The 12,142-nt window shown below is 64.4% G+C and carries 12 protein-coding genes; 11 read left to right on the plus strand and 1 reads right to left on the minus strand.

Features of this window, described 5'->3' with window-relative positions:
- The first annotated feature begins 22 nt into the window (after positions 1-22).
- The 7 genes from lnt to WJU18_RS08810 all read left to right on the plus strand — a co-directional run bounded on the left by lnt (position 23) and on the right by WJU18_RS08810 (position 8,037).
- Complete coding sequence (lnt, locus tag WJU18_RS08780; protein WP_423459708.1) at positions 23-1,687, plus strand: apolipoprotein N-acyltransferase; 1,665 nt, start codon at positions 23-25, stop codon at positions 1,685-1,687.
- Positions 1,688-1,753: 66 nt separating this feature from the next.
- On the plus strand, positions 1,754-2,662 hold the full coding sequence (gene glyQ, locus WJU18_RS08785; RefSeq protein ID WP_423459709.1) for a glycine--tRNA ligase subunit alpha: 909 nt from the start codon (positions 1,754-1,756) through the stop codon (positions 2,660-2,662).
- 168 nt (positions 2,663-2,830) lie between these two features.
- Entirely contained in the window at positions 2,831-4,966 is a 2,136-nt protein-coding gene (glyS, locus tag WJU18_RS08790; RefSeq protein ID WP_423459710.1) for a glycine--tRNA ligase subunit beta, read from the plus strand.
- Entirely contained in the window at positions 4,966-5,577 is a 612-nt protein-coding gene (locus WJU18_RS08795) for a hypothetical protein (protein ID WP_423459711.1), read from the plus strand. Before glyS ends, WJU18_RS08795 begins: the two co-directional genes overlap by 1 nt.
- A gap of 64 nt (positions 5,578-5,641) precedes the next feature.
- Positions 5,642-6,220, plus strand: coding sequence for a D-glycero-beta-D-manno-heptose 1,7-bisphosphate 7-phosphatase (gene gmhB / locus WJU18_RS08800; RefSeq protein ID WP_423459712.1), 579 nt, complete (start codon positions 5,642-5,644; stop codon positions 6,218-6,220).
- A gap of 9 nt (positions 6,221-6,229) precedes the next feature.
- Positions 6,230-7,054: a lysophospholipid acyltransferase family protein gene (locus tag WJU18_RS08805; protein WP_423459713.1), complete on the plus strand. Its 825-nt coding sequence runs from the start codon at positions 6,230-6,232 to the stop codon at positions 7,052-7,054.
- Between the two features lie 65 nt (positions 7,055-7,119).
- Positions 7,120-8,037: a M48 family metallopeptidase gene (locus WJU18_RS08810; RefSeq protein WP_423459714.1), complete on the plus strand. Its 918-nt coding sequence runs from the start codon at positions 7,120-7,122 to the stop codon at positions 8,035-8,037.
- On the opposite strand, the gene WJU18_RS08815 is transcribed toward WJU18_RS08810, so the two are convergent.
- Complete coding sequence (locus tag WJU18_RS08815) at positions 8,038-9,102, minus strand: MBL fold metallo-hydrolase (protein ID WP_423459715.1); 1,065 nt, start codon at positions 9,100-9,102, stop codon at positions 8,038-8,040.
- A 124-nt stretch (positions 9,103-9,226) separates the two neighbouring features.
- On the opposite strand from WJU18_RS08815, the gene WJU18_RS08820 reads away from it, so the two are divergent.
- The 4 genes from WJU18_RS08820 (at position 9,227) to can (ending at position 12,142) form a co-directional block, all read left to right on the plus strand.
- Entirely contained in the window at positions 9,227-9,652 is a 426-nt protein-coding gene (locus WJU18_RS08820) for a MerR family transcriptional regulator (protein ID WP_423459716.1), read from the plus strand.
- The gene (locus WJU18_RS08825; RefSeq protein WP_423459717.1) at positions 9,649-10,083 is read left to right on the plus strand and encodes a PaaI family thioesterase; all 435 of its coding nucleotides are present in this window, start codon (positions 9,649-9,651) and stop codon (positions 10,081-10,083) included. The genes WJU18_RS08820 and WJU18_RS08825 overlap by 4 nt, the downstream gene beginning before the upstream one ends.
- 165 nt (positions 10,084-10,248) lie before the next feature.
- Positions 10,249-11,430 carry an isovaleryl-CoA dehydrogenase gene (locus WJU18_RS08830; protein WP_423459718.1) on the plus strand — a complete coding sequence of 394 codons (1,182 nt, stop codon included), beginning with the start codon at positions 10,249-10,251 and terminating at the stop codon, positions 11,428-11,430.
- A 25-nt stretch (positions 11,431-11,455) separates the two neighbouring features.
- Positions 11,456-12,142 (plus strand): carbonate dehydratase, encoded by a 687-nt coding sequence (gene can / locus WJU18_RS08835; protein ID WP_423459719.1) that lies wholly within the window; start codon positions 11,456-11,458, stop codon positions 12,140-12,142.

The raw sequence follows: 12,142 nt of genomic DNA on the forward strand, positions 1-12,142 counted from the left end.
TTCTTCTGAAACGCGATCTTTCATGAGACTTGTCCACCGGCTGGCCTCTTCACCGATGGCCCTGGTGGCTGGTTTCGCGCAAGCCCTTTCGGTTGCGGATCCCTGGGGCGGCCAGCCGCGCTGGTGGCTGCAATGGCTCAGCCTGGCCTTCCTGGCGTGGCAACTAGTGCATCAGGCCGGACGGCAGGTCTCCTGGAGTTCCAGTACTTGGGGCATGCCCGACCCAGGGCCCAATTGGCGCCGCGGCCTGCGGCTGGGGTGGCTGTTCGCCCTGGGCTGGCTCGCCGGCGTGTTCTGGTGGCTGTTCATCTCCATGCACACCTATGGCGGGCTGAACGCCGCCTTGGCCGTGGCGGCGGTGTTGGCGCTGGCGGGCTTTCTGGCTTTGTATTACGGCATCGCCTGCGCCGCTTTTCTCGCGTTGATGCCTGCGCGCAGGCTGTCGGGCTGTCCTTTCTTGCCCACGCTGCTGTTCGCCGCGCTCTGGACACTGGCCGAGCTGGCGCGCGGCAGCTGGTTTACCGGTTTTCCCTGGGGCGCGGGCGGATATGCCCATGTCGATGGGCCATTGGCATTCCTGGCCCGGTATGTGGGTGTCTACGGGATCGGTTTCGTGGCGGCCGCGTTGGCCATGGGGCTGGTACTGGCTCCCCGTGTCCGTTGGGGGCGCTGGCCTGTCTATGCGGCCCTTGTGGCCGCTCTGGCACTGGGCGGCGCGGGATGGGTGGCCCGCGACTGCGCGCTGAACGGGGCTGGCACATGGTGTGGCGCGCCACAGGCACAAGCCCAGCTGCCTGCCATGAGCGTGGCCCTGCTGCAGGGCAATATCCCGCAAGACGAGAAATTCGTGCCTGGCACCGGCGTGGTCGATTCGCTCAGTTGGTATGGCGAACAGTTGCGCGATGCCCAGGCCACGCTGGTGGTGGCTCCAGAAACCGCGCTCCCCTTGCTGCCGCGCCAATTGCCGACGGGCTATTGGGATGCGCTGGTGGCGCGCTACGGCAGCCAAAATCCGGGCAAGCCTCAGGCGGCACTGCTCGGGGTGCCGCTGGGCGACATGCAGGCGGGCTACACCAATTCGGTGGTGGGCTTCAAGCCCGGCCAAGATACCCCTTTCCGTTACGACAAGCACCACCTCGTGCCCTTCGGCGAGTTCATTCCGCCGTTTTTCAAGTGGTTCACGCAGATGATGAACATCCCGCTCGGCGATTTCGAGCGTGGCGCGGTCGGCCAGCCTTCCTTTGAATGGCAAGGCCAGCGGTTGGCGCCCAATATCTGCTATGAGGATTTGTTCGGCGAGGAGCTCGCGGCCCGCTTCGCGACCCTGGCCTCGGCGCCCACGGCCCTGGTCAATGTCAGCAATATCGGCTGGTTTGGCGACAGCGTGGCGATCGATCAGCATCTGGTCATCAGCCGCATGCGCGCGCTGGAATTCGAGCGCCCCATGCTGCGGGCCACCAATACCGGCGCCACGGCCATCATCGACCACCGCGGGCAGGTGACCTACGAGCTGCCTCGCCTCACCCGCGGTGTGCTGTTGGGGCAGTTCGAAGGCCGCACGAACCTGACGCCATTCGCCTGGTGGGCATCCCAATTCTGGCTCTGGCCGCTCTGGGGACTGTGCCTGGCGCTGGTGTTCTGGGGCATTGCAGCGCGGGGCCGGGGCATGCCTCGGCCCCTCTCTTAGAATTGCGTATTGACGCGGCCGGTTCGATGCCGCGATTTTTTCGTTTCTTGCACGGGCCCGCGCCGCATGCTCACCTTCCAGCAGATCATCCTCAAGCTCCAGCAATATTGGGCCGCCCAAGGCTGTGCACTCCTGCAGCCCTATGACATGGAGGTCGGGGCGGGCACTTCCCATACGGCTACTTTCCTGAGAGCCATCGGTCCCGAGCCCTGGAAAGCCGCCTATGTGCAGCCCAGCCGCCGCCCCAAGGACGGCCGCTACGGCGAAAACCCCAACCGCCTGCAGCACTACTATCAATACCAGGTGGTGCTCAAGCCGGCGCCGGCCAATATCCTGGAGCTGTATCTGGGTTCCCTTGAAGCCCTGGGCTTCGATCTGAAGAAGAACGACATCCGCTTCGTTGAGGACGATTGGGAAAACCCCACGCTTGGCGCCTGGGGGCTGGGCTGGGAAGTGTGGCTGAACGGCATGGAGGTCACTCAGTTCACCTATTTCCAGCAGGTGGGCGGCATCGATTGCAAGCCGGCCACGGGCGAGATCACCTACGGCCTGGAGCGTTTGGCCATGTACCTGCAGGGCGTCGACAACGTCTACAACCTGACCTGGACCGAAGGCCTCACCTATGGCGACGTGTACCTGCAGAACGAGCAGGAGCAGTCAACCTACAACTTCGAGCATTCGGACGCGGAGTTCCTGTTCACCGCTTTCAACGCGCACGAGAAACAGGCCAAGCACCTCATGGAGCAGCACCTGGCCCTGCCGGCCTACGAGCAGGTGCTCAAGGCCGCGCACACCTTCAACCTGCTGGATGCACGCGGCGCCATCTCCGTGACCGAGCGCGCGGCCTACATCGGCCGTATCCGCAACCTGTCGCGCACCGTGGCGCAGAGCTACTACGAATCCCGTGAGCGCCTGGGCTTCCCATTGGCCCCTCGTGAATGGGTGGCGCAGATGGCCCCTCGCAAAGCGGCATGAACTTCCCCCTGAGTCGCTTTCGCGCCTTCCCCCTCAGGGGGGACGCCATCAGCGGCCGGGCCAAGCCCGCTCCGCGGTGGCCCTGGGATGGCTTGCTCCGCAGCCTTTAGAACCTTTGGGTTTCGTGGCCTGCTGCAGCGCTTTGGACAACTGATGTGAATGTCTTTCATGACCGTGCAAAATCTCCTGATCGAACTCTTCGTTGAAGAGCTGCCCCCCAAGGCCTTGAAAAAACTGGGCGAAGCCTTCGCTTCCGTTCTTCACGAGCAACTGAAGGCGCAAGGCCTGGCATCCGAGGGTTCGGTGGCCACGGCATACGCCAGTCCGCGCCGTTTGGCCGCGCATGTGACGCAGGTGGTAGGCAAGGCGGCCGACAAGGCCGTGCAGCAAAAGCTGATGCCTGTCAGCGTCGGCCTTGATGCCAGCGGCAACGCCACGCCGGCCCTGCTGAAGCGGCTGCAGGCGGCGGGGGCCGATGCCAGCGCAGTGCCTCTTCTGCGGCGCGCCATGGACGGCAAGGCCGAGGCCCTGTTCTATGACAGCGTGGCGCCTGGCACCACCCTCGAAGCCGGCTTGCAGAAAGCGCTGGGCGAGGCGATCGCCAAGCTGCCGATCCCGAAGGTGATGACCTATCAACTCGAATCGGGCTGCGAGCTGCCGGGCTGGAGCAGCGTGCAGTTCGTGCGGCCGGCGCATGGCCTGGTGGCGCTGCATGGCGACGCCGTGGTGCCGGTGACGGCGCTGGGTCTCACGGCAGGCCGGGCCACGCACGGCCATCGTTTCGAGGCCGCGCGCGATCCGATAGAAATCGGCACCGCTGACGGCTATGCCGCCACGCTGCGCGAGCAGGGCGCCGTGATCGCCAGTTTCGAAGAGCGCCGCGCGGCGATCGAAGCGCAGCTCCAGGCGGCTGCCGCCCGTGCCGGCGAGGGGTTGTCGCCGATCGAGGACGAGGCGCTGCTGGACGAAGTGACGGCGCTGGTCGAGCGGCCCAATGTGCTGACCTGCGCGTTCGAGACCGAGTTTCTCGAGGTGCCGCAAGAGTGCCTGATTCTCACCATGAAGGCCAACCAGAAGTATTTCCCGCTACTGGATGCGCAGGCCCGGCTGACGAACAAGTTCCTGGTGGTGAGCAATATCTCGCCCGCCGATCCGAGCGCCGTGATCGAAGGCAACGAGCGTGTGGTGCGCCCGCGCCTGGCCGATGCCAAGTTCTTCTTCGACCAGGACCGCAAGAAATCCCTGGCCGAGCGCGTGCCGGCGCTGGCCAAGGTTGTTTACCACAACAAGCTCGGCACGCAGGGCGAGCGCACCGAGCGCGTGCGCGCCATTGCCAGCGCGGTGGGCCAGCAATTGGGTGGTGAGGTGCTGGCCAAGGCGGCCGATCAGGCAGCCATGCTGGCCAAGGCCGATCTGCTCACCGACATGGTGGGCGAGTTCCCTGAGCTGCAAGGCATCATGGGCGGTTACTACGCCCGCCACGATGGGCTTTCCGAAGACATCGCCTTCGCCATCGAGGACCACTACAAACCCCGTTTCGCGGGCGACGAATTACCGCGCGGCCAAGCCGGCACCGCCGTGGCCCTGGCCGACAAGCTCGAGACGCTGGTTGGCATGTTCGGTATCGGGAACCTGCCCACGGGTGACAAGGATCCCTTCGCGCTGCGCCGGCATGCCCTGGGCATTGTGCGCATGCTGGTTGAGAAGAAACTGCCGCTCGACATGCCTGCCGTGATCGCGCGGGCGGCCTCCGCTTTCGGCAGCCTGCTGCCAGACGCGGAGAAAAGCAACGCGCAACTGCTGAATTTCTTCTATGAGCGTGTGGCTGGTTACCTGCGCGAGCTGGGCTACAGCGTGCAGGAGGCCGATGCCGTCATCGCGGTGCGGCCGCTGTGGGGTGAGATGCCCGAGCGCCTGGATGCCGTGCGCGCGTTTGCCAAGCTGCCCGAAGCGCCTGCGCTGGCTGCCGCCAACAAGCGTATCGGCAACATCCTGAAGAAGGCAGGCGAGACCGATCAGGTCAACGCCGCCGTGAACGAGCAACTGCTGCAGGAGCCCGCTGAAAAGGCACTTCACGCCGCCATGCAGGCCGTCGTGCCGCGTGCCGATGCGCAGTTCGAGGCGGGTGACTACACCGGCTCCCTGCAAACGCTGGCCGCGCTGCGCGAGCCGGTGGATGCCTTCTTCGACGGCGTGATGGTCAACGCCGAGCAGGCCGATTTGCGCTTGAACCGACAAGGGCTTCTGAAGACACTGCACCAGGCCATGAACCGCGTGGCAGATCTGTCCCGGCTGGCAGCTTGATGGCCCAAGGTGGCGGGGCATCCGCGGCGAGCGATCGCCGCACGCTGCGCACCACCTGGCTGCTGTTCGCGCCGCCCTTTGCCGTGGCCGCCTTGCATTGGTGGCTGACCACGCTGAGCGAAAAAGACCCGGCACCGCTTCAGGTTTTGAGCGCGGCGGCTGCGCCTGTGGGAGGGCCCGGCAGTTTGCTTTGGCAGGCAAGCCTGCCTTTCATCCAGGCGGTGGTGGCCCTGGCGCTGCTGGTGCTGGCCGCCCGGTGGTCATGGCGCCGCTTCGGCCGGGCTCGGATGATTTCCGTGGCGGCCGGGCTATGGCTTGCGCTCTGGGCGTGCGCGGCAGGCGCCGTGAGCTACCGGTATCTTGATCGCACCGGTCGCCAGGCGCTGCCTGGGCGCGGGGCCACGGTGCTGCAGGCCAGCGAACAGCCTGCCTCGGCGCGAAGCGTGGGCGGGGCCAAGGTGCTGCTGCGCGTGCAGGGATTCGAGGTGCCGCAAAGCGTGCTGCTCGAAGGAGCGGAGGCCACCCGCTTGCCGGCGGGGACCCCGGTCGACCTCTCGCTGGCCCGTGGCCGTTTCGGTCAGGTGTACGTGACTGGTTGGAAAACCGGGTAGGGTGCGCACGTCGTGCACGCTCCGCAGAAAGCCAACCGCGCAAGTCCTGGATAATCCACGCATCATGAAATTCGTCATCGTCGATCGCGACGGCACCATCAACGTGGAGCGCGAGGGTTACATCCAGACGCCCGACGAGTGGGAGCCCCTGCCGGGTGCGCTGGATGCCATCGCGCGGCTGAACCATGCCGGCTTTCAGGTCGTCATCGCCGCCAACATGCCGGGCCTTGGCCGAGGCCTGTTTGACGTGGCGGCGCTCAATGCCATCCATGCGCGGATGAATAAGCAATTGGCTGCCGTGGGCGGCCGTGTGGAGGCCGTGTTTTTCTGCCCGCACGCGCCGGACGAAGGCTGCAGTTGCCGCAAGCCGCTACCGGGGCTGTTCCTGCAGATCGGCGAGCGCTACAAGGTCGATCTCAGCCAGGTGCATGCCGTGGGCGACAGTGTGCGTGACGTGCAGGCAGCCGTGGCCGCCGGCTGCGTTCCGCACCTGGTGATGACCGGCATGGGCGCACCGGCGTCCACGGACCCTCTGCCGCCGGAGTTTCCTCCCGGCACGCGTGTGCATACCGATCTGGCCGAATTCGCCACCACTTTCATCGCCGAGGCTGAAGCCATGCCGAAGGCGCCTCCTGCTCCCTGAACACCTGCCATGAATCTGATTCGTTCCGTGCTGCACCTGCTGTGGATGGTTGTCACGGTGATTCCCTGGGCGCTGGCGGTGTTGATCGCTTCGCCATTTCTCAACAGCACCCGCGTCTACTGGATGTGTGCCGGCTGGCTCAAGATCGCGGTGGGCGGCGGTAGGCTGATCCTGGGCATCAAGAACCGCGTCACGGGCATGGAAAACCTTCCCCGGGGCAGCAGCGACGGCGCCGTGCTGTTGGTCAAGCACCAGTCCACGTGGGAAACCTTCACCATGCCGGCGATCATGCCGCACCCGCTGGCCTATGTGTTCAAGAAAGAGTTGCTGCGGGTGCCCTTTTTCGGCTGGGCCATGTCGCGCCTGGACATGATCCATATTGACCGCAGCAGGCGTACCGAAGCCTTCAGCAAGATCGTGACACAGGGCCGCCGGCTGACAGGGGAGGGCGTGTGGGTCATCATGTTCCCTGAAGGCACCCGCATTCCGCGCGGCGAGAAAGGCCAGTACCGTACGGGCGGCACCCGCCTGGCCATCGAATGCGGCGCACCTGTCGTTCCCATAGCGGTCACTTCCGCCAAATGCTGGCCGCGCAAGGCTTTCATCAAGCGGCCCGGCATCGTGGACATTTCCATCGGCCCGCAGATTCCCAGCGTGGGCCGCCGGCCCGACGAGCTGATGCGCGAGGTAGAAGCCTGGATCGAAGCCGAGATGCTGCGCCTGGATCCTGAAGCCTACCCCACAGGAGAAGCCCGCCCGTCGAAACTCAAACCGGGGGGTAAGGCTTCACCTGGGACCGCCGAGCTCCAGTTCGGCATCGGCGTATCCGCGTGACGCTACTGCCAAGCTGGAACTCGGCGGTCCCAGAAGGGGCTACCATTTCGCCCATGCGGCTACGAATGACTGATATGCGACAGATGGTGTTCGACTGGTTCGGCGGTGCCGGGCCGGCGGCCGATACCGTATCGGAGAGCCCCAAGCCGCCCGAGCTCGCCAAGCCGGCCGGCGAGTACGTGCCTGCAGAGCCCATTGCCAGCCTGCTCAGCCGGGCACACTTCACGCATCCTCGTGCCAACCGCGAGATCGTTTTCGAAAAGGCCCGCGTCGCCTATGAATTCCGCCGTGGCAAGCGGCGCACCATCGGCCTGACCATCGGCACTGAGGGGCTGGTGGTCAGCGCTCCACGCTGGACCCCGCTGGCGGAAGTCGAGACCATGCTGCGCGAGAAGGAGCGCTGGATCATCGCCAAGCTGGGCGATGCGCGCGAACGCCACGACCGCATGGAATCCGCCCGTATCGAATGGCGGGACGGCGCCAGCATTCCGTTTCTCGGCGAGCAGGTCATCCTTGTGCTCGACCCTCGCCAGCGCCACGGCCGTGGCGGCGCGGTGCTTGAAACAGGGGCTGAATCACTGCCCGGCGTGCCGCGCCTGACCTTGCACGTAGGTTTGCCGAACAGCGCCACGCCCGAGCAGTTGCGCGATACCACGCAAGCTTGGCTCATGCGTCAGGCGCGGCGCATTTTCACAGCGAGGCTGGATCACTTCGCTCCGCAGCTGGGCGTGCAGTGGCAAAAGCTGAGCCTGTCTTCTGCCGGCACCCGCTGGGGGTCGGCCAGCGCCGACGGCTCGATCCGCCTGAATTGGCGGCTGGTGCATTTCAGCGAGTCGATCATCGACTACGTGGTGGTGCACGAACTGGCTCATCTGCGGGAGATGAACCATGGCCCGCGCTTCTGGGCTCACGTGGAAAGCGTGATGCCCGACTATGCAGAGCGGCGCGGTGAACTCAAGGACGAAGCCGTCCCGACCTGGTGATTACACCGGCAGCCCGAAACGCCAAATACCCTCGGCATCGCGCTCGCGCTTGAGCTTGCCCGCATACCAGAGCCGGTGCAGGTGCGCCACGGATTCTCCCAGTGCAAAAGTGGTCTGGTGCAGATCGAGCGGGCGCCGGAACAGCACGGGTAGCACGTCGTAGGCGGAAACCGGTCCGGCCTGGGCCGCTTCCATCACTTCCGCGAGACGATCGCGGTGGTGGTCGTGCAGTTGCTGGATGCGCGTGTGCAGCCCCTTGAAAGGCTTGCCGTGCGAGGGCAGCACCAGCGTGTCTTCCGGTAGCGGTTTGAAGCGGTCGATGGAGTCGAGGAACAGGGTCAGCGCGTCTGCTTCGGGTTCCATTTCATAGACGCTGACGTTGGTGGAAATGCGCGGCAGCATCATGTCTCCGCCGAGCAGCACGCCCTGCGCTTCGCAATAGAGGGACATATGCTCAGGGGCGTGGCCGTAGCCTGCGATGCAGCGCCAGGCGTTGCCGCCGATGGTCACCGTGCCGCCGTCCATCAGGCGCGCGTAGCTGGCGGGCACGGCAGGCACCAGGTTGCGGTAGTAGCTCTTGCGGTTGCGGATCTGCTCCAGATCCTCCGCCTTGGTCATGCCGTGGCTGAAAAAATACTGCGCCAGGCGCTCGCCGCCAAAGCTGTTGACGACCTCGCAAGCGTAGCGGGCTGTCTGGTAATCCGTGCCGCTGATCCACAGCGGCGCGTTCCAGCGCTCGCACAGCCAATGCGCCAGGCCGATGTGGTCAGGGTGCATGTGGGTGACGATCACGCGCAGCACCGGCAGGCCGTTCAACTGCGTGGCGAACACGGTTTCCCAGGCGGCCCGCGATTCGGGGCGGTCAATGCAGCAATCCACCACGGTCCAGCCTTCGCGGCCATCGATGCGGTCACGCAGCAGCCACAGATTGATGTGATTCAACACGAACGGCAGCGCAATGCGCAGCCATTTGATGCCTGGCGCGACTTCCAGCGTACCGCCGGAGGCGAGCAGATCGTCGCCGAAAGGGTAGTGCAGGGCACTTTCGAGTTCTGTGGCGTTCATGGAAATGTTCTTATCGTCGAATGTGAAGTACGATGGCGGGTGACGTTGACGTTTACGTCAACCGTAAAACCCATTTTAGTTAGAGTTGACATTCGCTGCAGAACGTGCGCGACAGCCGACAGCCATGACGACGACCACTTTCACCATCAGTGACCTGGCCCGCGAGTTCGATCTCACCCCTCGCGCCATGCGTTTTTATGAAGATATGGGCCTGTTGCAGCCCGGGCGATCCGGCTCCGGCGGCCGGACCCGTGTCTACACCGCGCGCGATCGAACGCGCCTGAAACTTACCCTGCGGGCCAAGCGCCTGGGCCTGTCCCTTACAGAGGCCAAGGAGCTGATCGACATGTACGACAGCCCCCGCGACACCGGCCCGCAACTGGAGAAATTCCTCGATGTGCTGGCGGGGCATCGGGCGCATCTGGAGGCGCAATTGGCCGAGTTGCAGGCCACGCTCTCCGAAGTCCGGGAGCACGAAAAGGAAGCCCGCGCCCTGCTGGCGCGTGCCCCGCAGCCCTCCAACCGATCACCAGCCAAAGCAAAAGCATGAGCACTTCCTCTTTTCACCACGATCGCGTGTCCGCCAGTTTCGCGCGCCAGGGCATGATGCGGCACCTAGGCGCGGAACTGCGGCGTGTGGAGCTTGGCCTGGTGGAGATCTGGCTACCTTATTCTGACAAGGTCACCCAGCAGCAGGAGGGCTTTCATGGCGGCGCCATGGGCGCGGTGGCGGATATCGCGGGCGGCTACGCGGGCCTGACCGTCGCGCCGGAAGGCATGGAGGTCGTCACTGTCGAGTACAAGATCAATTTTCTGGCCAGCTTCCAGGGCGGGGCGCTACGCGCCATCGGCAGGGTGGCCAAGCCCGGCAAACGGATCATCGTCACGACCGCTGAAGTGCTGCACGTGGCCGCGGACGGAAAAGAGTCGCCTTGCGCATTGATGCAGCAGACGCTGGTGCCCGTCACCCAGACTTATTGATATAGATATTGCCCCCACAACTGACTCGTCTACAGCCGTCATTCCCGCGCAGGCGGGAATCCAGTGCAGCCTTTGAGCGCCCCCTGGATTCCCGCCTACGCGGGAATGACGAGAGAAAAGAAGCGGGTCAAGAAACCTGACACTCGAATTTCAAGGAGAGCCCCCATGAGCAATTTACCCGGCCTTAATTTCCAGCTCGGAGAAGAAATCGACGCGTTGCGCGACGCTGTCCGTTCGTTCGCGGAATCCGAGATCGCGCCACGCGCGGCTGAGGTGGACCGCAACGACCAGTTCCCCATGGATCTGTGGCCCAAGATGGGCGAGCTCGGGGTGCTGGGCATCACTGTGCCCGAGGAATACGGTGGCGCCAACATGGGTTATCTGGCCCACATGATCGCCATGGAGGAGATCAGCCGTGCCAGCGCCTCGGTCGGCCTCAGCTACGGCGCGCACAGCAACCTGTGCGTGAATCAGATCAAGCGCAACGGCAGCGAAGAGCAGAAGAAAAAATACCTGCCCAAGCTGATCAGCGGCGAGCACGTGGGCGCGCTGGCCATGAGCGAGCCGGGTGCCGGCAGCGACGTCATCAGCATGAAGCTCAAGGCCGAGGACAAGGGCGGCTACTACCTGCTGAACGGCAGCAAGATGTGGATCACCAATGGCCCGGATGCCGACACCATGGTGGTTTACGCCAAGACCGAGCCCGAACTGGGCGCGCGCGGCGTGACCGCCTTCATCGTCGAAAAAGGCATGAAAGGCTTTTCCACCGCGCAGAAGCTCGACAAGCTCGGCATGCGCGGCAGCCATACCGGTGAAATGGTATTCGACAATGTCGAAGTGCCCGCCCACCATATCCTTGGCGGCCTGAACCAGGGTGCCAAGGTATTGATGAGCGGCCTCGACTATGAACGCGCGGTGCTGGCGGGCGGTCCCATCGGCATCATGCAGGCGGTCATGGACAACGTGGTGCCCTATATCCACGATCGCAAGCAGTTCGGCCAGAGCATCGGCGAATTCCAGCTGGTGCAGGGCAAGGTGGCCGATATGTACACCGTGCTGCAGGCGGGTCGCGCGTTCCTCTACACCATCGGCAAGAACCTGGATGCGCTGGGGGCCGAGCACGTGCGTCAGGTGCGCAAGGACTGTGCCTCGGTGATCCTCTGGACGGCCGAGCAGGCCACCCGCATGGCTGGCGACGGCATCCAGCTCTTCGGCGGCAACGGCTACATCAACGAATACCCCCTCGGCCGCCTGTGGCGGGATGCCAAGCTCTACGAGATCGGTGCCGGCACAAGCGAAATCCGCCGGATGCTGATCGGGCGCGAGCTGTTCGCCGAAACCATGTAATCAACCCAACCAAAGCAAAGTTTTTATGGCCTCACCACTTCAGCATCTGATAGACAAGAACCGCGCCTGGGCCGAACGGGTCGAGCGCGAAAACCCGGGGTTTTTCAAGACCCTGGCAGCCCAGCAATCGCCCAAGTACCTGTGGATCGGCTGCTCCGACAGCCGCGTGCCTGCCAACCAGGTCATCGGCCTGGCGCCCGGCGAGGTGTTCGTGCACCGCAACGTGGCCAACGTGGTGGTGCACTCCGATCTCAATGCGCTCTCAGTGATCCAGTTCGCCGTGGACGTGCTGAAGGTCGAGCACATCATGGTGGTCGGCCACTATGGTTGCGGCGGTGTGCTGGCGGTCCTGCGTGAGCAGCGCGTGGGGCTGGCCGATCACTGGCTGCGCCATGTGCACGACGTCAAGATGCGCCACCGCGGCCGCTTGATGCACTTGTGCAACCACGAGCAGGAAGACACTCTGTGCGAGATCAACGTCATCGAGCAGGTGGGCAACATCGCGCAATCCAATGTGCTGCAGGATGCCTGGGCGCGTGGCCAGGCAGTTTCTGTGCACGGCTGGTGCTATGGCCTCAAGGACGGCCATGTGAAGGACCTCGGCGTCACCATGTCCAACTCCGAAGAGGTGGTGGACGTGTTCCGCAACGGCATCAAGCGCTATCCACGCGCTTCCGGCGCCAACGACGTTCACAGCGATCTCGCCCTTTGA

The sequence above is a fragment of the Ottowia sp. VDI28 genome (genome assembly GCF_049532675.1).
Classification (GTDB): domain Bacteria; phylum Pseudomonadota; class Gammaproteobacteria; order Burkholderiales; family Burkholderiaceae_C; genus Ottowia.

Coding starts and splice junctions, on each gene's coding strand:
- lnt (WP_423459708.1), top strand. CDS start 23: ATGAGACTTGTCCACCGGCTGGCCTCTTCACCGATGGCCCTGGTGGCT.
- glyQ (WP_423459709.1), top strand. CDS start 1,754: ATGCTCACCTTCCAGCAGATCATCCTCAAGCTCCAGCAATATTGGGCC.
- glyS (WP_423459710.1), top strand. CDS start 2,831: ATGACCGTGCAAAATCTCCTGATCGAACTCTTCGTTGAAGAGCTGCCC.
- WJU18_RS08795 (WP_423459711.1), top strand. CDS start 4,966: ATGGCCCAAGGTGGCGGGGCATCCGCGGCGAGCGATCGCCGCACGCTG.
- gmhB (WP_423459712.1), top strand. CDS start 5,642: ATGAAATTCGTCATCGTCGATCGCGACGGCACCATCAACGTGGAGCGC.
- WJU18_RS08805 (WP_423459713.1), top strand. CDS start 6,230: ATGAATCTGATTCGTTCCGTGCTGCACCTGCTGTGGATGGTTGTCACG.
- WJU18_RS08810 (WP_423459714.1), top strand. CDS start 7,120: ATGACTGATATGCGACAGATGGTGTTCGACTGGTTCGGCGGTGCCGGG.
- WJU18_RS08815 (WP_423459715.1), bottom strand. CDS start 9,102: ATGAACGCCACAGAACTCGAAAGTGCCCTGCACTACCCTTTCGGCGAC.
- WJU18_RS08820 (WP_423459716.1), top strand. CDS start 9,227: ATGACGACGACCACTTTCACCATCAGTGACCTGGCCCGCGAGTTCGAT.
- WJU18_RS08825 (WP_423459717.1), top strand. CDS start 9,649: ATGAGCACTTCCTCTTTTCACCACGATCGCGTGTCCGCCAGTTTCGCG.
- WJU18_RS08830 (WP_423459718.1), top strand. CDS start 10,249: ATGAGCAATTTACCCGGCCTTAATTTCCAGCTCGGAGAAGAAATCGAC.
- can (WP_423459719.1), top strand. CDS start 11,456: ATGGCCTCACCACTTCAGCATCTGATAGACAAGAACCGCGCCTGGGCC.